Raw genomic sequence first — 23,372 nt, 5'->3', positions numbered from 1 at the left:
CCGCAGGGGGAGGCTGTTGCCTATGCCTACAATGCCATCCATCCTCCACTCCCTGTGAAGACCCTTTGAGCGCTGCCGAACCGACCGTCCTTTCGCCGGAAGCCGAGACGAACCGGCAGCGGCGTGCCCGCACCGCGTGGCTGGCAGACCTTGCGCGGGGGGCACGGGGCCGCCAGCGCCTGGCGGCCGTATGCATCAGCCTGTCCGGCGCGCTGCTGATCGGCCAGGCCGCCGCCATCGCCTGGCTGGTGCAGCAGGTGCTGGTGGAGCAGGCGCCGCTGTCCTCGGGCCTGCCGGTGCTGGCCGCACTGGCGCTGATCCTCCTGCTGCGCACGGCATTGGGCAGCGCGACCCAGGCTGCCGCCGGCGATGTTGCCGACACTGCCCGCCTGGCCCTGCGCGAGCGCGTGTTCGCGCGCCTGCTCGGCCACGGGCCGCTGTGGCTGCGGCAGCGCCGCACCGGCGAGCTGGGCGAGCTGCTGCTGCATCATGGTGATGCGATCGAGAATTATTACAGTGGTTTCCTGCCGGTGCGCACTGAGGTGGTGGTGGTGCCCGTGCTGATCCTGGCCGCGGTGGCCTGGGTGGATTGGGTGGTGGCGCTGATCCTGCTGTTCACGGCGCCGCTGGTGCCGTTCTTCATGATGCTGGTGGGGTGGGGCGCCGAAGCGGCAGGTCGCGCGCAGCTGGGTGAGCTGGCGCGCATGAGCGGCCATTTCGCCGACCGCATCAAGGGCCTGGGCCTGCTGCGCGTGTACGGACGGGGCGAGGCCGAGCTGGCGGGCATAGAAGCCGCTGCCGAGGGCGTGCGGCTGCGCACGATGAAAGTGCTGCGGATCGCGTTCCTGTCGTCCACGGTGCTGGAGTTCTTCGCTTCCGTCAGCGTGGCGATGGTCGCGCTGTACCTGGGCTTGAGCTATCTGGGCATGATGTCGCTGCATGCGGCCGTGCCGACGTTGGGCGCAGGCCTGTTCTGCCTGCTGCTGGCACCGGAATTCTATGCACCGCTGCGACGACTGGCCGCCCATTATCACGATCGTGCCAACGCGCTGGCCGCGGCAGCCGAAGTGGAGCGCCTGCTGCAGTCGTTGCCGGATGAGCAGGGATTGATCGAGAACGAGGTCGTGCCGCTGGCAGTGGAGCCGGCCGAGGCCGCACTGCCGCCGCTGCAGGCACAGGGCCTGGTGCTGCGCCCGCTGGGCGCGTCGCAGGATGTGCTGCGGGGCGTGGATGTGCTGCTGGAACCAGGCCAGCGGCTGGCACTGGTAGGTGCCAGCGGCAGCGGCAAGAGCACGCTGCTGGAGGCACTGGCCGGCTGGCTGCCGCCGCGCGAGGGCAGGCTGATGCTGCGCCCCGGCGTGCAGGTGGCCTATGCCAGCCAGCGCCCCTATCTGTTCCACGGCAGCATCGCCGACAACCTGCGGCTGGCCGATCCTGGCGCCAGTGATGCACGATTGCGCGCGGTGGCCGAGGCAGCGCAGGTGCTCACGTTCGCGCAGGGGTTGCCGCAGGGGCTGGACACGATCATCGGTGAACGCGGCTTCGGCCTGTCCGGGGGCGAGGCACGACGCATCGGCCTGGCCCGCCTGCTGCTGCGCGATCCGCAGGTGCTGTTGCTGGATGAGCCGACCGCCTTCCTCGATGCAGATACCGAAGCAGCGCTGCTGCGCAGTCTTGCCGCCTACGCGCGTGGCCGCAGCGTGGTGGTTGCCACCCACAGCCCGGCCGTGATCGCCTGGGCTGATCGCTGCCTGCTGCTGCCGGAAGGACGTCTGGTCGAGCCGGCGCAGGCGGTGCACGCATGAGCCGCTCGCCCGATACGCTGCGTGCGGTGTTCCTGCAGCAGCGGCCGCGTCTGCTGCTGACCATGCTGCTGCTGTGGACCACGATGCTGGCAGGTACCGCCCTGCTTGGCCTGTCCGGTGGCTTCCTCACCGCAGCGGCGCTGGCCGGTGCCGCCGGTCTCGGCCAGGGCTTCAACTTCTTTTCACCTTCGGCCGGCATCCGTGGCCTGACCATGGCACGCATCGTTTCCCGCTATTTCGAGAAGCTGGTTGGCCACGATGCCACGTTGCGCATCGCCCGCGACCTGCGGGTATGGTTCTTCCGGCGCGCCCTGCCACTGGCGCCCGCGCGGCTGGGTGCCACCCGCACCGGCGAGCTGCTCGCGCGCCTGCTCGGTGATATCGGTGAAGTGGACGGCCTGCTGGTCCGCGCGCTGGGCCCGCTGGTCGCGCTGGGTGCCCTGTCGATGGTGGCCGTGCTGTCGGCGGCGATGATCCTGCCGTCCGCAGCGGTGCTGCTGGCGGTGCTGGCCGCGCTGATTGCCTTCGGTGTGCCGTGGCTGGGCGTGCGTGGCCGCGATGGCGAGGAAGCGGATCGCGCCGCGCATCGAGCCGCACTGCGCACTGCCGCGTTTGAAGGATTGGAAGGCGCGGGCGATCTGGCGGCGCTGCATGCCGATGCGGCGTGGCAGCTGAAGGTGCGGGTGGCCGCCAAGCAGTTGGCCGCGCGTGATCGCCGTCGCCGCTGGCGCCTGATCGCCGCGTCGACACTGCACGGCAGCGTGGCCGGACTTGGCCTGGTGGCCATGCTGGCACTGGCCCTGCATGCGGCCGAGCAGCAGCGCATCGCCGCTGAAATGGCAGCCGGACTGGTGTTCCTGACGGTGGCGCTGATCGAGCTGTGGGCGGGGATGGGCCTGGCATGGCAGTCGTTGCAGTCCGGTCGCATCTCGGTCGATCGCCTGCAGTCCATCGTCGAGCAGCCGCCGGCCGTGGACGAACCGCTGGCACCGCAGCCGGTTCCGGTGCACGCACGCGTGCACTGGGATGACGTCCACTTCCAGTGGCCGGGGGCGGTACGCCCGGTGCTGCGCGGGCTGCAGCTGACGTTGGCGCCCGGCGAGCGCATCGCGATCCGTGGCGATAGTGGCTGCGGCAAGACCACGTTGTCCAGCCTGCTGCTGCGCCTGTGGGATCCGCAGCAGGGCCGGCTGACCTATGGCGGGCGGGACCTGCGTGATTTCGCCCAGGCCGATTGGCATCGGCAGCTGGCCTGGCTGCCGCAGAACGCCCCGGTGTTCGCCGGCAGCGTGGCGGAGAACCTGCGCCTGGGGGATCCTGATGCCGACGATGCTGCACTGTGGGCGGTGTTGCACAGGGTGCGGCTGGGCGAGTGGGCCGAGCGCAATGGTGGCCTGCTGGCCTGGGTTGGCGAGAACGGTGCGACGATGTCCGCGGGTCAGGCGCGACGCCTGGCGCTGGCCCGCGCGCTGTTGCGCAACGCGCCGATCCTGTTGCTGGACGAACCGACCGAAGGCCTGGACGTGGACACGGCCCATGCCCTGCTGCAGGATCTGGCTGGCCTGCTGGACGGTCGCAGCCTGTTGATGATCACCCATGACGACCTGCCCGATGGCGTGGTCGACGCGCAGTACCGGTTGCGCGATGGCGCGCTGATCCGCGAGGCGTGAGCGGCGCGCCTCATCAGGAAAATTCGCGCAGCATCACGGCGATCGAGGCCACATTGGCCAGCACGCACAACCCGAATACCCACTGGAATGCGGCTTTGCGATGCTTGTGGCGGAACGTCGCCTGGCCCAGCAATGCGCCAGGCCAGCCGCCGGCGAAGGCCAGCAGTTGGAGTGTCCGTTCCGGAATGCGCCGGTGGTTGCGTTGTGCGGCGCGCTTGTCATGGCCATACAGGCCAAACGACACGGCACTGGCCAGCAGGCACCAGCCGCCCAGCCACAGGGGCAGAACGCCGCTGATCGTCAGTGCGATCAGCGCGCCGAAGGCGGCCAGCGCGAGATGACGCCGCCATCCCACTAGAGCGTGTCGAGGAAGCTGCGAACAGCCGGGCCGAACCGATCGAAATCGACCAGGAAGGCATCATGGCCCTGCGGCGAGTCCAGTCCGATGAAGCGTGCATCGGCGCCGCCGGCGCGCAGGCCGTCGGCCACCTGCTGCTGCTGCTGCACCGGGAACAGGATGTCGGTGTTGGCACCGATGGCCAGCGCCTTGTCCACACGGATCCTGGCCAGTCCAGCCATGACATCGCCATCGGCATATTCGGCCAGGTCGAACCAGTCCATCGAGCGGCTCAGGTACAGATAGCAGTTCGGATCGAAGAAGCGCACGAAGCGGCGCGCGTGGCCTTCGAGATAACTTTCGACCTGGAACTCCAGGCCGAACGGATCGTCGTCGGCCTGGTCCGAATCCAGGCGCACGCGACCGAAGCGGCCGTCCCATTCCAGCGCCGAGCGGTAGGTGATCACCCCCAGCTTGCGCGCCATGCGCATGCCGGATTCAGGGTACTGGGTGTCGTCGTAGCGGCCACTGTTCCAGCGTGGATCGAGACGGATCGCTTCCCGCTGCAGCGATCGGATGGCGATGGAGAACGGCAGCGCCTGCGCACTGCCGGAAATGTTGATGTGGCTGCGCGCGATTCCCGGATGCAGCATCAGCACCGCCAGCGCGGTCATGCCGCCCATCGAGTTGCCGATCACGCAGGCCAGCCGTTCGATACCCAGCGCACGCACCACCTCGACGGCGGCGCGTGCGCCGTCTTCGATCGACAGTTCGGGAAAGTCGAGCCGGTACGGTTCGCCGGTCGCCGGATTGATCGATGCCGGTCCTGTCGAGCCCTTGCAGCTGCCCAGCGAGTTCACGCAGACCACGAACCAGCGGTCGGTATCGATCGGCTTGCCCGGCCCGAGCATCGCCTCCCACCAGCCCGGTGCGGGATTGCCTGCGTTGCCGGCGGCATGTGCGTCCGGCGACAGGCCGGTGACGATCAGGATCGCGTTGCCCCCATCGGCAGCCAGCGTGCCCCAGGTCTCGTAGGCCACGCGCGCACCGTGCAGGGCGCCGCCGCGCTTGAACGGGAAGGGCGAAGGCAGGGCATGGAAGCGGGTGCCGGGCGGAATGAATTCGGTCATGCGGGCATTCTAGCGGGGCCACATGTGGAGCTGGCGACACGCTGGTTTCCATCAGCGGGCGAATGTCGCACGCCAACCCTCTGTCGGGCATGGCCCGGCGCTACCGATGGCAAGCGCACAGGTAGCGCCGGGCCGTGCCCGGCGAGCGCAGCGGTGCGGTGTTACGGAAACCGCAGTTCCACCACATCCTCATGCGGCAGGGTCACCTTTACCGGCAGGCTCTGCAGGTCACCGTCGCCGCGATTGGCACTGCCACTGCGCGAGATCCGCGCCAGTACTTCCACCTCGCGATGCGCTGACAGGGGAGCGGTGGGCATTGGACTGTCGCCGTCGCCAAGTCCGACCGTGCCGGGAAAACCGGCCAGGGGCAGCTTGCGCACCGCGACCGGCATCGGCGGGCCGCCGACCGCACGTGCCAGCACGAAGATCTGCGCGCCCGCCGGCCATTGCGCATGCTGCACGGAGGTGGGCAGCTGCACACGCACCTGCAGCAGTGCAGGCGAGGTCGCCGGGGCCGGATCATGCGCCTGTGCGGCCGCTTCGCGGGCAATGGCGATCTGTGCCTGCAGCGCCTGCGCGGCACCCGGTTCCAGGTGCGGCAGCAGGCCACTCCAGACATCGGCGGCTTCGCTGTTGCGGCCGCGCTGGCGCAGGGCGATGCCGAGCAGCCAGCTGGCCCGTTCGGCTTCGGGCGCCAGCGTGCGCGCCCGCTGCAGCCACGATACGGCGGTGTCGTCGAACTGCTTTCCGGCATCGGCCTGGGCGCGCGCCTGTGCCGCTTCCACCAGCACGCCCGGGTCGTCCGGTGCCAGTGCCACCGCGCGTGCGAAGGCTTCGGCAGCCGCGGCGGCGTTGCCCAGTTCGCTCTGCGAGCGGCCGAGCAGGGCCCAGCCATCGGCACGTTGTGGATCGCGCTGCAGCGCGCCCTGCAGGGCCTGCACGCCCTCGCGCAGGGTCGCCACCGATGGCGCCGGCTGCACCCGTGCCGCCTGCGGGTTCCCCACCAGCTGGTACAGGCAGGCGCCGGCGATGCCCACGGCAGCCACGGCGACGAGGAAGCCGGTGCGGCCTTGCCGCCGCAGCGGCCACAACACCAGCAGCGCAGTGAGCGCAGCGCTGGCGGCAGCCGCGAAAAGCAGCCAATCGTTCACCAGTCCTCTCCCTCGTCGGCCGATGTCGGCGGTGCGGCGGCCACGGTACGGGCACGACGGCGGACGATGCCCACCACCACCAGCGCGCCGGCGCCCAGTACCAGCAGCGGACCACCCCACAGCAACCAGGTGCCCGGCTGCAGTGGGGGCTGGTAAAGCACGAAGTCGCCATAGCGGGCGACGAGGAAGCGCTTGATCTGCGTATCGTCATGGTCCTGCTGCATCAGCTGCAGTACCTCCCGGCGCAGGTCCTGGGCGATCTGGGCGTTGGAATCGGCCAGCGACTGGTTCTGGCACTGCACGCAGCGCAGCTGCGCGGCGAGGTCGTGGAAACGACGCTCCTCCGCTGCATCACGGAACTGCAGCGGCTTTGGGTCATGCAGTGGTTGCTGCGCCAGGCCGGGCAACGACCCGGCCAGCAGCAGTACCAGCAGCCCGCGCAGGCCGCTACGGAGCAACGCGCTGCGAACCGGCCGCATCGTTCTGAGCCTTCTCGATCTTCTCCAGCGCCGGGATCAGCTTCTCGTCGACCACCTTCTGCGTCATCGCTCCGCTGTACTTCCAGCGCACGATGCCGCTGCCGTCGACGAGGAAGGTCTCCGGCGCGGCCGTTACGCCCCAGTCGATCGCGGTACGGCCTTCGATGTCGCTGAGCACGACCATGAACGGATTGCCCAGCTGTTCCAGCCAGTGCAGGGCATCGGTGGGGTCGTCTTTCCAGTTGTAGCCGATCACGCGCACGCGCTTGCTCTCGGCGAAACGGGTCAGTACCGGGTGTTCCTCGCGGCAGGCCGCGCACCAGCTGCCCCAGACGTTCAGCAGATAGGGCGCACCGCGCAGTTCTTCGCTGCGCACGATCATCTGCGGATCGTGCAGCACCGGCAGCGCGAAGGCGGGGGCGGGCTTGTCGATGAGGGCCGAAGGCAGCACGTCGCGCTGCGGGTCGCCCGACTTCATCACGCCGTAGATCATCAACCCGAGCAGGCCGAAGAAGAACAGCACGCCGATAACGATGGCGACCGGCGGCAGCGGGCGGGAGGGGCGCGGGGCGGGGGACTCGGACATGGAAACTCCTACGGACGACGGAAGCGGCGGTCAGCGGCGGTGATGAATCCACCCAGGGCCATCAGCAGCGCGCCCAGCCAGATCCAGCGCACGAACGGTTTGATGTGGACGCGGACCGCCCATGCATTGTTGCCCAGCGGCTCACCCAATGCCACGTAGACATCACCGCCGATGCGCGCATCGATGCCGGCCTCGGTCATCACTTGGCCACCGCTGGCGTACTGCCGCTTCTCCGGATGCAGCAGGGCCAGTTCGCGGCCGTCGCGGAACACCCGCAGATGACCGCGGTCGGCAATGAAGTTGGGGCCCTCGCGGTGATCCACGCCTTCGAAGCGCACTTCGTGACCGCCGACCACGATCTGCTGGCCCGGTGCCAGCGCCACTTCGCGCTGCACGTTCAGCGCTTCCACCAGCAACGCGCCCGCCAGAAACACGGCGACGCCGGCATGGGCAACGATCATGCCGAGCATTTCGGCAGTAAAGCGGCCATTGCCACGCAACCGCTGCCAGACGAAGCGGGCGGTGCCCAGCGCGACCCAGGCCGCCGCGGCGACGCCGATGCCGGCTTTCCATCCGTTCTGCGGCGCCTGCCACCAGGCCAGCGCACCGAGCAGTACCGCCAGGCCGAGCCAGGGGGCGAGCAGGGCCATGGCGCGCGAAGGCTGGTCGCGCTGCCATTTCACCAGCGGGCCGAAGGGCAGCAGCAGCACCAACGGCGCCATCAACAGCAGGAACAGGCTGCCGAAGTAGGGTGGGCCGACCGAAATCTTGCCCAGCGCCAGCGCATCGGCCAGCAGCGGGTACAGCGTGCCGAGCAGGACCATCGCGCAGGCGGTGGCCAGCAGCAGGTTGTTGGCCAGCAGCAGCGTTTCGCGCGAGGTTGCGGTGAAGCCGCGGCGGGCATCATCGGCGTCGATGCTCAGCTGGCCAGCGCGCAGCGCGTACAGCAGCAGGCTTCCACCCACCAGCAGTGACAGGAACACGAGGATGAACAGGCCCCGCGAAGGATCGGCGGCGAACGAGTGCACGCTGGTCAGCACGCCGGAGCGCACCAGGAACGTGCCCAGCAGCGACAGCGCGAATGCGGCGATCGCCAGCAGCAGGGTCCAGCTGCCGAAGGTGCCGCGCTTCTCGGTGACCGCTTGGGAGTGGATCAGTGCGGCGCCGACCAGCCATGGCATGAAGCTGGCGTTCTCGACCGGATCCCAGAACCACCAGCCGCCCCAGCCCAGTTCGTAGTAGGCCCACCAGCTGCCCAGGGCGATGCCCAGGGTCAGGAACGCCCAGGCGACATTGGTCCATGGCCGCGTCCAGCGCAGCCAGCGTGCGTCCACGCGTCCCTCCAGCAGCGCGGCCACGGCGAAGGCGAACGGCACCGCGAAACCCACGTAGCCCAGGTACAGCATCGGCGGGTGGATGATCAGTCCCGGATCCTGCAGCAGCGGATTGAGGTCACGGCCCTCCAGCGGGGCCGGGTTCAAGCGCAGGAACGGGTTGGAGGTGAAGATCAGGAAGGCGAGGAAGCCCACGCTGACGATGCCCATCACCGCCAGCACGCGCGCCTGCACGTGTCGGGGCAGGTGCCGTGAGAACAGCGCGACCGCTCCAGTCCACAGCGCCAGCACCAGCGCCCACATCAGCAGCGAGCCTTCGTGCGCGCCCCACACCGCCGAGTAGCGGTAGATGAGTGGCAGCAGTGAGTTGGAGTTCTCGGCCACGTAGCGCACCGAGAAGTCCTGCTGCACGAAGGTGGCGGTCAGCACCGCGAATGCACCGGCCACCAGCAGCAGCTGCGCGTAAGCGGCCGGCCGTGCCACCGCCATCCACGCCGCGTTGCCGCGATGGGCGCCGGCCAGCGGCAGGCCGGCCAGCAGCAGCGACGCCAGCAGTGCGCACAGCAGCAGGATCTGACCCAGTTCGGGCAGCACTCAGCGGACCTCGGGTGCCGTCACCGGCACGTCGTGCTTGAGATGGGCCTGGCCCATCTTGTCGGCCACTTCCTTCGGCACGTACTGCTCGTCATGCTTGGCCAGCACTTCGTCGGCGATGAACACGGCATTCTGCAGCGCGCCCTCCTGCAGGCGGCCGCTGGCGACCACGGCCGTGCCTTCGGCGAACATGTCCGGCAGGATGCGCGAGGTCGTCACCGCCAGCTGGGCATCGCCATCGGTGACCAGGAAGTGGGCATCCAGCGAGCCGGGCGGGCGGTTGAAGGAACCCTTCACCACCATGCCGCCGAGGCGGAACCGCGATTGCGGCTCGACGTCGCCACGCAGCACTTCGGAGGGCGTGTACAGGTAGGCAATGTTGCGCTCCAGTGCCATCGCCACCAGCGCGGTGGCCAGGCCGGAAGCGAGCAGGGCCAGCAGGACCCAGGCCAGGCGGCGGCGTTGGACCGGTGTCATCGTTCCAGCTCCGTGGACAGCGACGGTGGGACATCCTGAGCGCTGGCACGTGCCTGCTGCCGCTGCTGCCGGGCCTGTGCCATGCGCCGGGCGGCGCGCAGGCGCAGCCAGGAACCGAGCGCGTCGGCGCAGAGCACCAGCACGAACACCGCGTACGCACCGATCACGTAGGGCAGGTGGCTCATTGCGGGTTCTCCGCAGCAGCCTGCGCGGTGTCGATGCGGCCGCCGACCCAGGCCTTGCCGGCCTCGCGGTCGAGATTGTCGGCACGCGCCTTGGCCAGCACCGAACCGGCGAACCAGAACTTGGTACCGATCACCATCCACCACAGCGGGGCGATCATCGCACTGTCGATGGCCGATTCACCGAACACGTTGATCGACTGGCGCTGGTGCAACCCACCCCACCAGTCCACGGAATAGCGGATCACCGGTAGCAGGCTGACGCCGACGATGGCCAGCAGACCGGCCGCACGGGCGGCACTGCGGCGGTCCTCGATGGCGTGGTACAGGCCGATCACGCCCAGATACAGGAACAGCAGCACCAGTTCGCTGGTCATGCGCGGGTCCCAGTCCCACCAGGTCCCCCACGTGCCCTTGCCCCAGATGCTGCCGGTGAGCAGGGTGATCAGCGTGAACCCCGCGCCCATCGGCGCGCACGCCATGGCCAGGATCTCGCAGACCTTGATCCGCCAGATCAGGGCAATGGCGGCGTACAGCGCCATCAGCGCGAATACGAACAGGCTCATCCAGGCGCTGGGCACATGGATGTAGAGGATGCGGAAACTGTCCAGCTGCCGGGCTTCCGGCGGCACCACCAGCAATGCCTGCCAGATTCCGACAAGCAGGACCGGCACGGCCGCGAGGTAGAACACCCGCGACCAGCGGGCGGCGAAACGATCGAACGTGGGCGGAGAACCGAGTTGGTGGAACCAGCGGACAATCGGATTCATGCGTGACGGCTATCCAGCAGGGGTGGATTGGCTCTCAGCTCGATCAACTCAGAGAAATACGAATCGCAGCGGCAGTCGCCAGCGGTGCCAGCACCAGTGCCACCAGCAGGCCGGCACCCAGCATCAGCAGCGCGCCGACCGGATCCTGTCCACGGCTGGCTGCAGCCAGGCTGCCTGCACCGAAGACCAGCACCGGCACGTACAACGGCAACGACAGCAACGCCACGAGAATACCAGAGCGCCGGATGCCCACGGTCAGTGCAGCGACCACACCACCGATCAGGCTCAGCAACGGTGTTCCCAGCAGCAACGATGCCAGCAACATCGGCAGCTGGTCATGCGGCAGATGCAGCATTTCCGCCAGCAGCGGGCTCAGTACGATCAGTGGCAGGGCCGTGGTGGCCCAGTGCAGCAGCACCCGCACCAGCACCAGCCACGCCAGTGGCACCGGTGCCAGCAGCCATTGCTCCAGCGAGCCATCCTCCGCGTCGGAGCGGAACAGCGAATCCAGCGCAAGCTGCCCGGCCAGCAGCACCGCCAGCCACAGCACCGCACCAGCGGTCGCCGCCAGCGGTTGTGGATCGCGTCCCTGTGCCAGTGCGAACAGCACCACCACCAGCAGGGCGAACAGCAGCGGCTGCAACGCATCGCCGCGGCGGCGCCAGAGCAGGCGCAGGTCACGCCTGACCAGGGCGCGCGCGGTCTGCCACAGGCCAGGTTCGGTACCCGGGGCGATCATGCGGCACCGCCGAGGTCGAGCTGGCGGGTACGCACCGGTGGTGCGGCGTAGGCCCCATGGGTGGTGACCAGGGCGGCGCCACCGGCACGCAGGTGTGCCGAAATCATCCGGTTGACCAGGGTGATGCCCTCCAGGTCGAGGTTGGCGTAGGGCTCGTCGAGCAGCCACAGCGGGGCGGGCGAGAGCCAGATGCGGGCCAGCGCCAGCCGCCGCTTCTGTCCGGCCGACAGGTGCCGCACCAGGGTGTCCTCATACCCGGCCAGGCCGACGATGGCCAGCGCATTGCCCGGCATCTGCCGCGCCCGGCGCCCGTGCAGGCCGCACAGGAAGTGCAGGTTCTCCAGTGTGTCCAGGTCCGGCTTCAGCGCGGGAAGATGGCTGAGATAGGCGACGTAGCGCGCCCGTTCGGCGTTGCTGGCGGGCCTGCCGTCGATCCGCACCTGGCCGGCGCCGGGTCGCGCAAGGCCGGCGAGCACGCGCAGCAGGGTGGTCTTGCCGGCACCGTTGCCGCCCTGCACGAGCAGCGCCTCGCCAGCATCCACGTGGAAGTCCAGCGGGCCGAACACGGGCGCGTCATTGCGCGAGAAGCTCAGGCCGCTGGCGGCCAGCAATGCAGGGGTGTCCAAGGGGCAGGGATCTTCATGCCGGAGTGCGGCGGCAATTGTAGCGATGAAATCCGCCCGGTAGCGCCGGGCCACGCCCGGCGAGCGTCAAGCGCGGTATCCCGCTGAAAGGGCATGTGCAAACAGCCGCCCGGCATGACCCGTCACGACCGGCCCGCGCCGCAGGCCGGGTCCGGATTTCGTACACTTCCAGCCCTTGTTCCCATTAGCCCAGGCCGATGCAACCCACCACCAAGCTGCCCAAGGTCGGTACCACCATCTTCACCGTCATGTCCCAGCTCGCTGCCGAGCACGGTGCAGTCAATCTGGGCCAGGGGTTTCCGGATTTTTCCGCGCCGCAGCGCCTGATCGACGAAACCGCCAGGGCGATGGCGGCCGGCCTGAACCAGTATCCGCCGATGACCGGTGTGGCGCCGCTGCGCCAGGCCATCGCGCAGAAGTCACTGGACCTGTATGGCGCCCAGGTCGACCCGGACACCGAAATCACCGTCACCAGCGGCGCGACCGAGGCCATCTTCAACGCCATCCACGCCGTGGTGCGTGCCGGCGAGGAGGTGATCGTGCTGGACCCCGCATATGACTGCTACGAGCCGGCCATCGAGCTGGCCGGCGCCACCACCGTGCACGTGCCGCTGGACCCGCAGACGTTCGCCGTGGACTGGGACCGCGTGCGTGCGGCCATCACGCCGCGCACCCGCATGCTGATGGTCAACACCCCGCACAACCCCTCCGGTGCGATGCTGGACGAGGCCGACATGCAGGCGCTGGCCGACGTGCTGCGTGGCACGCAGATCTACCTGATTTCCGATGAGGTGTACGAGCACATCATCTACGATGGCCGCCGCCACGAATCGGTGCTGCGCTACCCGGAACTGCGCGAGCGGACCTTCGTCATCTCCAGCTTCGGCAAGACCTACCACTGCACCGGCTGGAAGATCGGTTATGCGGTGGCGCCGCCGCTGCTGACCGCGGAATTCCGCAAGGTGCACCAGTACAACACCTTCACCAGCTTCGGCCCGGCCCAGTATGGCTTTGCCGCGATGATCCGCGACGAACCGGAGCACCACCTGGAACTGGGCGCGTTCTACCAGGCCAAGCGTGACCGCTTCCGCGAGCAGCTGGCCGGTACGCGGCTGAAGCCGCTGCCGGTGCCGGGCGGCTACTTCCAGCTGGTCGATTACTCGGCCATCAGCGATCTGCCCGACCACGAATTCGTGAAGTGGCTGACCATCGAGAAGGGCGTCACCGCCATCCCGCTGTCGCCGTTCTACGAAACCGCACCGGCCGGCCAGCGCCTGGTACGGCTGTGCTTCGCCAAGAACGAGGCGACCCTGGACGCGGCGATCGAACGCCTGCGCCTGCTGTGAGCGGAGTGACGACCATGCAGGATCTGCGCATTTCCCTCGTCCAGGGCGACACCCGCTGGCACGACCCGGCCGGCAACCGCACCTACTATGGCGCGCTGCTGGCGCCGCTCGCCGGCACCACAGATCTGGTCATCCTGCCCGAGACCTTCACCAGTGGCTTCTCCAACGAGGCCATCGCACAGGCTGAAGGCATGGATGGCCCCACCGTCGCCTGGGTGCGCGAACAGGCCAGAACCTTGAACGCGGCAGTGGTCGGCAGTGTGCAGCTGCGCGACGGCGCGGGCGTGTACAACCGGCTGCTGTTCGCGACCCCCGACGGTGGACTGCAGTACTACGACAAGCGCCACCTGTTCCGCTATGGCGGCGAGCACGAGCGCTATGCCGCCGGCCGCGACCGCCTCTGCGTGGAATGGAAGGGCTGGCGCATCAATCCGCAGGTCTGCTACGACCTGCGGTTCCCGGTGTTCTGCCGCAACCGCTACAACGTGGAACGGCCCGAACAGCTGGATTTCGATCTGCAGATCTTCGTTGCCAACTGGCCCTCGGCGCGTGCCTACGCGTGGAAGACGCTGCTGCGCGCACGCGCCATCGAGAACCTGTGCTTCGTCGCTGCGGTCAACCGTGTCGGCGTGGACGGCAACCAGCTGCACTATGCCGGCGACAGCGCCGTGCTGGATTTCCTCGGCCAGCCGCAGGTGGAGATCCGCGAGCGCGAGCAGGTGGTGACCACCACCATTTCGGCCGACGCGCTGGCGCTGCACCGTGCGCGCTTCCCGGCGATGCTCGATGCCGATGCTTTCCATCTGGACGTGCAGGCCTGAACGAAGGGCTGAACGCTGCCCGCATCACCGTGCGCGCCTGCATTCACCCTGCACGCGCGCGCTGCTAGATTCGCCGGCAGTCCGAACGCTGTGGAAGTCCTGCCGATGAACAAGTCCCTTGCCCTGCTGCTGGCGCTGGCCGCCACCTCCCTGGCTCCGGCCGCGCATGCCGGTGGCAACCTCGACTGCCACCTGCGCTACAACCTGTCCGGCTGGTCGCTGATCTACAAGACGGCCTCGGGCACCGGCACCGTCAGCTGCAGCAACGGTGCCAGTCTGCCGGTGCGCATCCAGATGAAGGGCGGTGGCCTGACCGTGGGCAAATCGAAGATCACCGACGGGCGCGGCAGCTTCACCGGCGCCGTCAGCGTGGATGAACTGCTCGGTACCTACGCGTCGGTGGGGGCTCATGCCGGTGCGGTGAAATCCAGCAATGCGCAGGTGATGACCAAGGGCGACATCTCGCTGGCGCTGTCCGGTACCGGCAAGGGCTGGGACCTGGGTGTGGACGGCACGGCCTTCACCATCAGCCGGCGTTGACCGGTTCCCGTCGCAGCGGCACCCGATAACGAAAAACCCCGGCCAATGCCGGGGTTTTTCATGTCAGGCGTGCTGCCGATCAGCCGCCGCGCGGGCCGCCGCGACGGGGGCCACCCGGGCCACGATTGCCGCCGGGGCCGCCCGCACCGCGGTTGCCCCCCGGACCGCCGGGGCCGCGATTGCCACCGGGGCCACCCGGGCCACGGTTGCCGCCGCCGGGACCGCGGCTGCCCGGACGGGCACCCTGCGCCGGCTTCGGGCTGCCATACGGATTGAAGCCCGGGTTGGCGTGGTCGGACGGGAAGCTCGGGGCGTTGCCCGGATGCCCGTACGGATGCTTGTTGCCCTGCGCGCCCTGGCTGCGGTTGCCCGCGCCGGGACGGCCCTGGCCACCGGCGCCGCCGCGACCCTGGCCGCCTGCGGCGCCCGGACCCTTCGGCTTGCCATAAGGACGGCCCTGGCCGCCGCCCGGACCACGCGCGCCCGGACCGGCGTTGCGGTGGCCGCTCGGGCCGGTGCTGACGCCATCGGGCACGTACCAGGTGCGGAACGCAGCCGGATTGCCTTCCGGCAGCGAACGGTCATTCTTCGGCTTGCGCTGCTTGAACGGCTTCTGCGACTGCTTGGCCGCGGCCTCGCCGCTGACCGTGAGGCCGCCCTTGAAGCCGCCCCCCTTGCCGTTGCGTCCACGGCCACGGTCTTCGCGCAGGGTGTCGAAACGGCGCAGTTCGCGCCCTTCGTCGGCCGTGCTGTGGCCATTGACGTAGGCGTTGCCACGGCCACCTTCACGCACGCGCACGGTGGTCTTGGCGGCGCGGCGCTGGCCGATCACCGGCTGCAGGGTGAGGGCCGACGGAGCGCCTTCTTCCAGCTTCAGTTCAGCACGCAGTGCTTCGACCTGGGCGCTCGGCAGCTCGACCGACTGGCCACGGGCCAGTTCGCGCGGCAGGCTGACCCGGCCGTAGCGGGTGCGCTTGAGGCGACTGACCTGGCAGCCCTGCGATTCCCACAGGCGGCGCACTTCGCGGTTGCGGCCTTCCTTGACCACGACGCGGAACCAGTCGTGCGAATCGGTACCGCCGATGCGTTCGATCTCGTCGAACTTGGCCGGGCCGTCTTCCAGCGCGACGCCACGGGCAAGGCGGTCGACGATGGCATCGGCCACCTTTTCCTGGCCTTCCGGTGCACGCACGCGGACCACGTACTCGCGCTCGACCTCGAAGGACGGGTGCATCATCGCGTTGGCCAGTTCACCGTCGGTGGTCGCCAGCAGCAGGCCGGTGGTGTTGATGTCGAGGCGACCGATCGCGATCCAGCGCGCGCCCTTCAGCGGCGGCAGCGATTCGAACACGGTCGGACGGCCTTCGGGGTCTTCGCGGGTGGTCACTTCGCCTTCCGGCTTGTTGTAGACCAGCACGCGCGAGGGTTCGGACAGCGCCGTGGCGACGAAGCCGCGGCCGTCCAGTTCGATCTTGTCGCCGCTCTTGACCGACATGCCGGTCTGCGCAACTTCACCGTTGACCTTGACCAGGCCTTCGGCGATGCGCTGTTCCAGCGCGCGGCGCGAGCCAAGGCCGGCCTGGGCCAGGACCTTGTGCAGGCGTTCTTCCAACTTGAACTGTTCGGAGGTGGCTTCGCGCTTGAGCGAGAGCTTGTTCAACGACAGCTTGCGAGGGGTGTCACTCATCAGTTTTGCTCCGGCCGACGGTTTCGAGGTCGGCCTCTGGTTCGGAATCGGCTTGGTCAACAGCCACGGTCGTCGTCGCGACGGCGTTGTCTTCGCGTTCGTTCACTGGCACCGCGCGCTCGCCCGGCGCGGAATCGGGGTGCCCATCATCGAGGGGCGAAGGTGCTTGCTCATCGGTGGCCGCCGCAGGGACTGCGTCGGCGGAATGCGGGGTGTTGCCACCGGCCAGGCCGGCATCATCATTGGCGGCCCCGTCCGGCTCGGCCGAAACGTCGGGGCCGTCGGCGCTGGCGGCAGCCGGTGCATCGCGGTCCAGGGCCAGCTGTGGTTCCAGCTCGCCCAGGTCCTTCAACTCCGACAGCGGCGGCAGCTCATCCAGGCGCTTGAGGCCGAAGTAATCCAGGAAGCTCTTGGTGGTGCCGAACAGTGCCGGCTTGCCGGGCACGTCGCGGTGGCCGACGACGCGGATCCATTCGCGTTCTTCCAGTGCCTGGATGATGTTGCTGCTGACAGCGACGCCGCGCACCTGCTCGATCTCGCCGCGGGTGATCGGTTGCCGGTAGGCGATCAGCGCCAGCGTTTCCAGGGTGGCACGGGTGTAGCGGGTCTTGCGTTCGGTCCACAGCCGGCTGATCCAGCCATGCACCTCGCCGGTGACCTGGTAGCGGAAGCCCGAGGCGACCTCGACCAGTTCCACGCCGCGGCCTTCGCAGCCTTCGCGCAGGTGCTCCAGCGCACGTTCGATGCTGCCCGGCGGTGCTGGTTCCTCTTCCGGGAACAGGTCTTTCAGCTGGGCCAGGGTCAGCGGCTGGCTGGAGGCCAGCAGGGCACCTTCGACAATGCGGTTGATCAGCGGTTGATCCATCGGCAGGCAGCGCTCACTCGTTCTCGTTGGCGGCGTCGTTGTCGTCGAACTCGCTGCTGAACTGCAGCGGGGCATTGGTGTTGCCGGCCGCCAGCGACTTCACGTAGATCGCCGCCAGCGGTTCCTCCTGGACGATGTCCAGCAGTTGCTCCTTGGCCAGTTCCAGCACGGCCAGGAAGGTGACCAGCACGCCCAGCTTGCCTTCTTCAGCAGTGAACAGGCTTTCAAAACGGTAGAACCTGCCGTCTTCCATGCGGCCGAGCACTTCGCCCATGCGCTGCCTCACGCTCAGCGCCTCGCGCTTGATCGCGTGGCCGCTGAACAGCTCGGCGCGCTTGAGCACATCGTGCAGCGCCAGCAGCATCTCCTTCAGGTCCACCGGCGGCGGCAGTTTCACCGTCGCGCGTTCGGGCATGAAGGCATGGGCCACCGTGGTGTCCCGGTCCTGGCGGGGCAGGGCATCGATGTCCTCAGCCGCCTGCTTGAAACGTTCGTACTCCTGCAGCCGGCGCACCAGTTCGGCGCGCGGATCGGCTTCATCGCCTTCGTCGCTGACCGGGCGCGGCAGCAGCATGCGCGACTTCACCTCGGCCAGGATCGCTGCCATCACCAGATACTCGGCCGCCAGTTCGAAGCGCAGCTCGCGCATCACGGTGATGTACTCCACGTACTGCCGGGTGATCTCGGCCACGGGGATGTCCAGCACGTCCAGGTTCTGCCGGCGGATCAGGTACAGCAGCAGATCCAGCGGACCTTCGAAGGCATCCAGGATGACTTCCAGCGCATCCGGCGGGATGTACAGGTCCTGCGGGATCTGCAGGACCGGTTGCCCATGCACGACGGCCAGCGGCATTTCCTGCTGCTGGGGGGCGGGCGGCCGGGTTGGCGGGTTCGCGTCGAGCGCGAGTTCGGAAGTCATCTAATGGACATCAGGATTGCAACGGACCAGTCGCGGCACCCGGCGCCGCGCGTGCACCGCGGGCCCCAAGGCACCAGGCGCGCCTGTCTCGGCGCGATTCCACACATATCAAACAGCAGGACGCGCCGCAGGAGACGGCAGCGACGGGACTACGGGGAGGTCGTCTACGTGGCCTGCCCGGAAGCGGCAGGTCGGTCGTCGGGGGCTGCGTTGGCCGCAAAAACCGACGGGTTGCTGCATCCAGCCACGTGCAATGGACTCTAGGGTAAGCCTTTGCCGCGCCAGTGTCCAGCCGCGGCCAGGGCGAGGGGGCTTTGGCTAGAATCGGCGGACCCGACAACGCGAGCGAGGAAATGCCGGTGTGGTATGTGATTGAAGGCTATGACGGCCAGGACGTGCTGACGCAACGGCTGCAGGCCCGGCCGGAACACCTGGCGCGGCTGCACGCGCTGCGTGATGAAGGGAGACTGCTGCTGGCCGGCCCTTGTCCGGCGATCGACAGCGAAGATCCAGGCCCGGCGGGGTTCAGTGGTTCGGTGGTGATCGCCCGCTTCGGGTCGCTGCCGGAGGCGCAGGCCTGGGCCGATGCGGACCCCTATGTGGCCGCAGGTGTCTACGTAAGGGTGCAGGTGCGGCCCTTCCGCCAGGTGCTGCCGTGAACGCGGACCGGATGGAGCGGATCCGTGATGCGCTGCAGCAGGCGCTGGCCCCGAGCGTGCTCGAGATCGAGGACGACAGTCATCGTCATGCCGGCCACGCTGGCGCGCGCGATGGCCGTGGCCATTTCAACGTGCATGTGGTCAGCGAGCGCTTTACCGGCCTCGGCCCGCTGGCCCGCCACCGCGCGGTATACGCGGCGTTGGGCGCGATGATGGAGACCGACATCCACGCGCTGTCCATCCGCGCGCTGGCACCGTCAGAACAGGGCTGAGCCCTTGTCCCGCACTGTCATTGCCGGTCCGTGCGTGGACCGTCAGGGACAGATTTCCATGTCCATTTCAGGACATTCGTCTAACGGACAGTTTACAAGCCCAGATGGAAACGCTTACATTCCGCGCCAATGCTGGTAGGTCCAAGCCGTGGAGGGCGGCTTCGTGAACAAGGCAGCCATTACAATCAAGGATGTCGCACGCGAAGCCCGGGTCTCCGTGGCTACGGTTTCCCGCGCGCTCAACGGGCATGAAAATGTCGCCGAACCGGTCCGCCAGCTTGTGCTGGAGGTGGCCGCACGGCTGCGTTACACCCCGCACGCCGCCGCCCGCAGCCTGAGCAGCCGCCGCACCAACACGGTCGGCGTGGTGCTGCCGGACCTGTACGGCGAGTTCTTCTCCGAGCTGATGCGCGGCATCGACGGCGTTGCCCGCAGTCGCCGCCAGCATCTGCTGGTGTCCAGCTACCACGGCGACCAGGAGCAGCAGGGTGCTGCCCTGCGCGCCATGCGCGGGCGTGTCGATGGCCTGCTGGTGCTCTCGCCCTATGCGGAGAGCCCCGGCTTCCTGACCGACAACCTGCCGCAGTCGCTGCCCACCGTACTGATCAACACCTACCTGCCTGGGCAGGATCATCCGGTGTTGAGCATCGACGACCACGCGGGCGCAATGGCGATGACCCGTCATCTGCTCGATGCCGGTCACCGGCGCATCGCCTTCATTTCTGGCCCGGACCTCAACTTCGACGCGCGCGAGCGCCTGCGCGGCTTCCGTGACGCGCTGGCGGCTGCCGGCGGCAGCGCCGAAGGCATCGAGCTGCCCGGTGATTTCGACGAAGCTTCCGGCCATCGCGCCGGTCAGGAGTTGTTGGCAGCCGGCACGCTGCCCGATGCCGTGTTCGCCGCCAACGACATGATGGCACTTGGCTGCCTGTACGCCTTCGCGCAGGCAGGCGTCCATGTTCCGTCCGATGTCGCCCTGGCGGGTTTTGATGACATTCCGCTGGCACGTTTCGTTCACCCGTCGCTGACCACCATGCAGGTCAGCATCGCCGAGCTCGGCGATCGGGCGATGACGCGCCTGATGCAGTTGATGGACGGCACCTCCACGGAAGGGGCCGGGGACAAGCAGACCCTGGTACCCCGTCTCGTTGTTCGCGATTCCACCACTCCGCCATCCGGCCGTTGAAGCCGGAGGCGTTCCTTCTTTTTTGATTGATCGCAGGGGACCGCACACGCGGTCGCCGCCACCCGGAGATTGAGTTGATGATGCATTCCACTATCCGCACGCCGGCGCGCCGGCTGCTGAGCACCGCACTGGTCAGCTGCCTGATGCTGGCCGCCGCCCCGAACGCCCTGGCGCAGTCGGCCAACGCCAGCCTGCGCGGCCAGGTTGCCGGCGCACAAGCCGGTTCGGAGGTCACCGCCACCAACGTTGCGACCGGCACCGTGCGCCGCGGCACCGTCCGCGCCGACGGCAGCTACTCGCTGATGGGCCTGGACCCGGGCACCTATGACGTGGTGGCCAACGGCCAGACCCAGAAGGTCACCGTGACCGTGGCCTCCACCGCCACCCTGAACTTCGCCGGCGCTGCCAGCAGCACCCCGGGTTCGACCGCGGCCACCAACCTGGACACCGTCAACGTCGTCGCGCCGACCCTGCTGCAGGAAGTGCGCACGTCCGAAGTCGGCAAGACCGTCAGCCTGCAGCAGATCCAGACCACCCCGCAGGTGTCGCGCAACTTCCTGGAGTTCGCCGACGCGGTGCCGGGCCTGATCTTCACCCGTGATGCCAAGGGCAACACCTCGCTGCGCGGCGGCGCCACCAATGCCGATGGCACCAACGTGTACATCGATGGCGTGGGCCAGAAGAGCTACGTCAAGGGCGGCGGTGTGGCCGGCCAGTCCGGCAGCGCCGGCAACCCCTTCCCGCAGCTGGCCATTGGCGAATACAAGGTCATCAGCGGCAACTACAAGGCCGAGTACGGCCAGGTCTCGAGCGCTGCGGTGACCGCCGCGACCAAGTCCGGCACCAACGAATTCAAGGGTGAGGCGTTCTATCGCTACACCGACGAGGACATGCGCGCCAAGACCCCGGCCGAACGCCAGGGCGGCAAGGACAAGCAGGTGTCGGCCGAGAAGGAATACGGCTTCGCGCTGGGCGGCCCGATCATCCAGGACAAGGCCCACTTCTTCGTGACCTACGAAGCCAAGCGCTTCGACCTGCCGGTCACCATCGCACCGGACGGTGCGGTCACCGGTGCCGCCGGTCTGCTGCCGCCCGCCGGCGCCGCCGGTCTCGGCCCGGCCAGCCAGCCGTTCCAGCAGGACCTGATCTTCGGCAAGATCGACTTCGAGCCGACCGACAACGATCGCATCGAGCTGACCTTCCAGGACCGCGACGAAACGCAGTCGCAGTTCAGTGGCCAGACCTCGCCGGAAGCCGGCCGTGAAGTGGTCAATACCGACCGTCGTTACGCGCTGCGCTGGAACCACAGCGGCGAGCGCTACTACAACGAATTGATGGTCACCCACGAAGATTCGTTCAACAACCCGACCCCGCTGACCCTGGCCAACGGCATCACCTACACCGCGCCGGACGGTCCTGAAGACCGCACGATCGTGAAGATCGGTGGCGCCTCGGCACTGGACTCGCAGGTGAAGGGCCAGAAGGGCTGGTCGATCGAAGACAACCTGACCCTGGATGGCATCCAGTGGGCGGGCGACCACACCATCAAGATGGGCGTGAAGTACAAGCAGATCGACCTGTACGCTTCCGATGCGGCGCAGATCAACCCGACCTTCACCTACACCTTGGGTGATCCGGACTTCCCGGACTCGATTCCGTACAAGGCGCAGTTCGTCAAGCCGGTGACCGGCGTGTCGGGCGTGTCCGGCGAAGTACGCTCCAAGTCCAAGCAGTACGGCGTGTTCATCCAGGACGACTGGCAGGTCAATGACCACCTGCAGCTGAACATCGGCCTGCGCTGGGACTACGAGAAGACCCCGTCCTACCTGGACTTCGTGACCCCGCAGCAGGTGGTCGATGCCATCTATTCGCAGGATCCGCGCGCACCCGCCGGCCAGACCTACGCCGATTCGCTGGCGCTGGGCGGCCTGGACATCAGCGACTACATCAGCAACGGTCACAACCGCAAGGCATTCAAGGATGCCTGGCAGCCGCGCCTGGGCTTCTCGTATGACATCAACGCCGACGAGCAGCATGTGATCCACGGTGGTGCCGGCCGTTCCTACGACCGCGACCTGTTCGACAACCTGCAGCTGGAGACCACCAAGCTGGCCCTGCCGCAGCCGACCATCTACTTCCGCAACCCGGCCACCGGGACCTGCATCAACGGTCAGGCCGCCTGCTACGACTGGAATCCGAACCTGCTCAACGGCATCGGCAACCTGCAGGCGCTGGTGGGATCGACCAGCAACGCCGGCCTGGAGGTCGACCTGCTGAACAACAAGCTGAAGGCACCGTACTCGGATCAGTTCAGCCTGGGCATGAGCAACCAGATCGGTGACTGGCTGACCGATGCCACCATCGCCCGCACCCTGAGCTACGACGGTTTCGCCTTCACCCTGGGCAACCGTTACCCGACCGGCCAGTTCTTCGATGATCCGCGCCTGTGCGGCGGTACCGAGCCGGGCCTGAGCCAGGCCTGGAGCTGCAACGTGCCGGGCTTCGGCAGCCTGATCATCGGCCAGCAGGGCATCAAGACCCGCGCCACCCAGGTCCTGCTGTCGGCGCAGAAGCCGTTCACCAAGGAAAGCGGCTGGGGCACCTCGATCGCCTACACCTGGACCACCGCACGCCACAACCGCGACATCAACGAGAAGTACGCGTTCGACCGCGGCCTGATCGGCGATTACCCGACCATCCGTTCCAACGGTGCCCCTCGTCACCGCCTGGTGGTGACCGGTTCGTACGCAGGCTTCTGGGGCATCACCTTCGGCGGCAAGATCACCTTGGCAACGCCGACGGCCGTCAACGACTGGTACCCCGTGCCGCAGGCCAGCGGCTACACCCTGCCGACCCCGCAGGCGGCCGTGCCCAACGCCAACGGCAAGTTCCTGGTGGGTGGCAAGATCTTCGGCTACCGCTCGGTCGACCTGCAGGCGACGAAGACGTTCAAGATGCCGGGTGATACCGAGCTGTACGCTCGTCTGGACATCATCAACGTGTTCGATTTCGACAACTTCTCCACCTACAACTACGTCAAGACCAACGGCAAGCTGCAGGCCAGCTACAACGAGACCGGTGACATCATCGGTACGCCCCGCCAGATCAAGGCGGAAGTGGGCTTCCGCTTCTAAGCGGGTATGCCTGCTGCAGGAGTCGATGCCGCCGGTTCGCCGGCG

The 23,372-nt window shown here is 68.0% G+C and carries 23 protein-coding genes; 9 read left to right on the top strand and 14 right to left on the bottom strand.

The window, feature by feature from the left end:
* Positions 1 to 65 precede the first annotated feature (65 nt).
* Both cydD and cydC read left to right on the top strand, forming a co-directional pair.
* Complete coding sequence (cydD, locus tag N8888_RS12605; RefSeq protein WP_263175102.1) at positions 66 to 1,805, top strand: thiol reductant ABC exporter subunit CydD; 1,740 nt, start codon at positions 66 to 68, stop codon at positions 1,803 to 1,805.
* On the top strand, positions 1,802 to 3,475 hold the full coding sequence (cydC, locus tag N8888_RS12600) for a thiol reductant ABC exporter subunit CydC (RefSeq protein ID WP_263175101.1): 1,674 nt from the start codon (positions 1,802 to 1,804) through the stop codon (positions 3,473 to 3,475). The genes cydD and cydC overlap by 4 nt, the downstream gene beginning before the upstream one ends.
* Positions 3,476 to 3,488: 13 nt before the next feature.
* Here cydC and N8888_RS12595 read toward each other — a convergent pair whose 3' ends face one another.
* The 11 genes from N8888_RS12595 to ccmA all read right to left on the bottom strand — a co-directional run bounded on the left by N8888_RS12595 (position 3,489) and on the right by ccmA (position 11,952).
* Positions 3,489 to 3,830 carry a DUF1294 domain-containing protein gene (locus N8888_RS12595; protein ID WP_053520347.1) on the bottom strand — a complete coding sequence of 114 codons (342 nt, stop codon included), beginning with the start codon at positions 3,828 to 3,830 and terminating at the stop codon, positions 3,489 to 3,491.
* Positions 3,830 to 4,942, bottom strand: coding sequence for a homoserine O-acetyltransferase MetX (gene metX, locus N8888_RS12590; protein WP_111186426.1), 1,113 nt, complete (start codon positions 4,940 to 4,942; stop codon positions 3,830 to 3,832). Before metX ends, N8888_RS12595 begins: the two co-directional genes overlap by 1 nt.
* A 161-nt stretch (positions 4,943 to 5,103) precedes the next feature.
* Positions 5,104 to 6,096 (bottom strand): tetratricopeptide repeat protein, encoded by a 993-nt coding sequence (locus N8888_RS12585; RefSeq protein ID WP_414488331.1) that lies wholly within the window; start codon positions 6,094 to 6,096, stop codon positions 5,104 to 5,106.
* Complete coding sequence (locus N8888_RS12580; RefSeq protein WP_430542986.1) at positions 6,090 to 6,536, bottom strand: cytochrome c-type biogenesis protein; 447 nt, start codon at positions 6,534 to 6,536, stop codon at positions 6,090 to 6,092. The genes N8888_RS12585 and N8888_RS12580 overlap by 7 nt, the downstream gene beginning before the upstream one ends.
* A 4-nt stretch (positions 6,537 to 6,540) precedes the next feature.
* Positions 6,541 to 7,158 (bottom strand): DsbE family thiol:disulfide interchange protein, encoded by a 618-nt coding sequence (locus N8888_RS12575; RefSeq protein WP_053516864.1) that lies wholly within the window; start codon positions 7,156 to 7,158, stop codon positions 6,541 to 6,543.
* 8 nt (positions 7,159 to 7,166) lie between these two features.
* Positions 7,167 to 9,086 (bottom strand): heme lyase CcmF/NrfE family subunit, encoded by a 1,920-nt coding sequence (locus N8888_RS12570; RefSeq protein ID WP_262218734.1) that lies wholly within the window; start codon positions 9,084 to 9,086, stop codon positions 7,167 to 7,169.
* Positions 9,087 to 9,563: a cytochrome c maturation protein CcmE gene (gene ccmE, locus N8888_RS12565; protein ID WP_262218736.1), complete on the bottom strand. Its 477-nt coding sequence runs from the start codon at positions 9,561 to 9,563 to the stop codon at positions 9,087 to 9,089.
* Positions 9,560 to 9,748: a heme exporter protein CcmD gene (ccmD, locus tag N8888_RS12560; RefSeq protein WP_053516869.1), complete on the bottom strand. Its 189-nt coding sequence runs from the start codon at positions 9,746 to 9,748 to the stop codon at positions 9,560 to 9,562. Before ccmD ends, ccmE begins: the two co-directional genes overlap by 4 nt.
* On the bottom strand, positions 9,745 to 10,515 hold the full coding sequence (gene ccmC / locus N8888_RS12555; RefSeq protein WP_193396145.1) for a heme ABC transporter permease CcmC: 771 nt from the start codon (positions 10,513 to 10,515) through the stop codon (positions 9,745 to 9,747). The genes ccmD and ccmC overlap by 4 nt, the downstream gene beginning before the upstream one ends.
* A 43-nt stretch (positions 10,516 to 10,558) precedes the next feature.
* Positions 10,559 to 11,254, bottom strand: coding sequence for a heme exporter protein CcmB (ccmB, locus tag N8888_RS12550; RefSeq protein ID WP_053516872.1), 696 nt, complete (start codon positions 11,252 to 11,254; stop codon positions 10,559 to 10,561).
* Complete coding sequence (gene ccmA, locus N8888_RS12545) at positions 11,251 to 11,952, bottom strand: heme ABC exporter ATP-binding protein CcmA (protein WP_428992327.1); 702 nt, start codon at positions 11,950 to 11,952, stop codon at positions 11,251 to 11,253. Before ccmA ends, ccmB begins: the two co-directional genes overlap by 4 nt.
* 143 nt (positions 11,953 to 12,095) lie before the next feature.
* On the opposite strand from ccmA, the gene N8888_RS12540 reads away from it, so the two are divergent.
* The 3 genes from N8888_RS12540 to N8888_RS12530 all read left to right on the top strand — a co-directional run bounded on the left by N8888_RS12540 (position 12,096) and on the right by N8888_RS12530 (position 14,605).
* Positions 12,096 to 13,244, top strand: a complete 1,149-nt coding sequence (locus N8888_RS12540) for a pyridoxal phosphate-dependent aminotransferase (protein ID WP_263175089.1) — start codon at positions 12,096 to 12,098, stop codon at positions 13,242 to 13,244.
* A 14-nt stretch (positions 13,245 to 13,258) separates the two neighbouring features.
* Positions 13,259 to 14,065 carry an amidohydrolase gene (locus N8888_RS12535; RefSeq protein WP_263175088.1) on the top strand — a complete coding sequence of 269 codons (807 nt, stop codon included), beginning with the start codon at positions 13,259 to 13,261 and terminating at the stop codon, positions 14,063 to 14,065.
* A gap of 105 nt (positions 14,066 to 14,170) precedes the next feature.
* Positions 14,171 to 14,605, top strand: coding sequence for a hypothetical protein (locus N8888_RS12530; RefSeq protein WP_053516878.1), 435 nt, complete (start codon positions 14,171 to 14,173; stop codon positions 14,603 to 14,605).
* A 79-nt stretch (positions 14,606 to 14,684) separates the two neighbouring features.
* Here the strand turns inward: N8888_RS12530 and N8888_RS12525 are convergent, their stop codons facing one another.
* From N8888_RS12525 to N8888_RS12515, 3 genes are read right to left on the bottom strand one after another with little or no spacing between them, the layout of a single operon-like run.
* Positions 14,685 to 16,292: a pseudouridine synthase gene (locus tag N8888_RS12525; protein WP_053516879.1), complete on the bottom strand. Its 1,608-nt coding sequence runs from the start codon at positions 16,290 to 16,292 to the stop codon at positions 14,685 to 14,687.
* Positions 16,285 to 17,157, bottom strand: coding sequence for an SMC-Scp complex subunit ScpB (gene scpB, locus N8888_RS12520; protein ID WP_263175086.1), 873 nt, complete (start codon positions 17,155 to 17,157; stop codon positions 16,285 to 16,287). The genes N8888_RS12525 and scpB overlap by 8 nt, the downstream gene beginning before the upstream one ends.
* Before the next feature lie 13 nt (positions 17,158 to 17,170).
* Positions 17,171 to 18,076, bottom strand: coding sequence for a segregation and condensation protein A (locus tag N8888_RS12515; RefSeq protein WP_053516881.1), 906 nt, complete (start codon positions 18,074 to 18,076; stop codon positions 17,171 to 17,173).
* A 359-nt stretch (positions 18,077 to 18,435) separates the two neighbouring features.
* On the opposite strand from N8888_RS12515, the gene N8888_RS12510 reads away from it, so the two are divergent.
* The 4 genes from N8888_RS12510 (at position 18,436) to N8888_RS12495 (ending at position 23,327) form a co-directional block, all read left to right on the top strand.
* Positions 18,436 to 18,735 carry a YciI family protein gene (locus N8888_RS12510; RefSeq protein ID WP_065175545.1) on the top strand — a complete coding sequence of 100 codons (300 nt, stop codon included), beginning with the start codon at positions 18,436 to 18,438 and terminating at the stop codon, positions 18,733 to 18,735.
* Positions 18,736 to 18,746: 11 nt separating this feature from the next.
* Positions 18,747 to 19,007 carry a BolA family protein gene (locus N8888_RS12505; protein WP_430542985.1) on the top strand — a complete coding sequence of 87 codons (261 nt, stop codon included), beginning with the start codon at positions 18,747 to 18,749 and terminating at the stop codon, positions 19,005 to 19,007.
* Positions 19,008 to 19,155: 148 nt separating this feature from the next.
* Positions 19,156 to 20,193: a LacI family DNA-binding transcriptional regulator gene (locus N8888_RS12500; protein ID WP_053516884.1), complete on the top strand. Its 1,038-nt coding sequence runs from the start codon at positions 19,156 to 19,158 to the stop codon at positions 20,191 to 20,193.
* 77 nt (positions 20,194 to 20,270) lie between these two features.
* Complete coding sequence (locus N8888_RS12495; RefSeq protein WP_053516885.1) at positions 20,271 to 23,327, top strand: TonB-dependent receptor; 3,057 nt, start codon at positions 20,271 to 20,273, stop codon at positions 23,325 to 23,327.
* Positions 23,328 to 23,372: the final 45 nt, after the last annotated feature.

The organism is Stenotrophomonas maltophilia (assembly GCF_025642255.1).
Classification (GTDB): Bacteria; Pseudomonadota; Gammaproteobacteria; order Xanthomonadales; family Xanthomonadaceae; genus Stenotrophomonas; species Stenotrophomonas maltophilia_P.
Note: the sequence above shows the minus strand (reverse complement) of the source record. Positions and strands in the feature narration are given on the sequence as shown.

Excerpts from the sequence above, each read along its gene's own strand:
- ccmB (WP_053516872.1), bottom strand. The coding sequence starts at position 11,254 with ATGATCGCCCCGGGTACCGAACCTGGCCTGTGGCAGACCGCGCGCGCC.
- N8888_RS12495 (WP_053516885.1), top strand. The coding sequence starts at position 20,271 with ATGATGCATTCCACTATCCGCACGCCGGCGCGCCGGCTGCTGAGCACC.
- N8888_RS12540 (WP_263175089.1), top strand. The coding sequence starts at position 12,096 with ATGCAACCCACCACCAAGCTGCCCAAGGTCGGTACCACCATCTTCACC.
- ccmE (WP_262218736.1), bottom strand. The coding sequence starts at position 9,563 with ATGACACCGGTCCAACGCCGCCGCCTGGCCTGGGTCCTGCTGGCCCTG.
- N8888_RS12575 (WP_053516864.1), bottom strand. The coding sequence starts at position 7,158 with ATGTCCGAGTCCCCCGCCCCGCGCCCCTCCCGCCCGCTGCCGCCGGTC.
- N8888_RS12530 (WP_053516878.1), top strand. The coding sequence starts at position 14,171 with ATGAACAAGTCCCTTGCCCTGCTGCTGGCGCTGGCCGCCACCTCCCTG.
- N8888_RS12505 (WP_430542985.1), top strand. The coding sequence starts at position 18,747 with ATGGAGCGGATCCGTGATGCGCTGCAGCAGGCGCTGGCCCCGAGCGTG.
- ccmD (WP_053516869.1), bottom strand. The coding sequence starts at position 9,748 with ATGAGCCACCTGCCCTACGTGATCGGTGCGTACGCGGTGTTCGTGCTG.
- N8888_RS12525 (WP_053516879.1), bottom strand. The coding sequence starts at position 16,292 with ATGAGTGACACCCCTCGCAAGCTGTCGTTGAACAAGCTCTCGCTCAAG.
- cydC (WP_263175101.1), top strand. The coding sequence starts at position 1,802 with ATGAGCCGCTCGCCCGATACGCTGCGTGCGGTGTTCCTGCAGCAGCGG.
- scpB (WP_263175086.1), bottom strand. The coding sequence starts at position 17,157 with ATGGATCAACCGCTGATCAACCGCATTGTCGAAGGTGCCCTGCTGGCC.
- N8888_RS12535 (WP_263175088.1), top strand. The coding sequence starts at position 13,259 with ATGCAGGATCTGCGCATTTCCCTCGTCCAGGGCGACACCCGCTGGCAC.
- N8888_RS12515 (WP_053516881.1), bottom strand. The coding sequence starts at position 18,076 with ATGACTTCCGAACTCGCGCTCGACGCGAACCCGCCAACCCGGCCGCCC.
- ccmC (WP_193396145.1), bottom strand. The coding sequence starts at position 10,515 with ATGAATCCGATTGTCCGCTGGTTCCACCAACTCGGTTCTCCGCCCACG.
- metX (WP_111186426.1), bottom strand. The coding sequence starts at position 4,942 with ATGACCGAATTCATTCCGCCCGGCACCCGCTTCCATGCCCTGCCTTCG.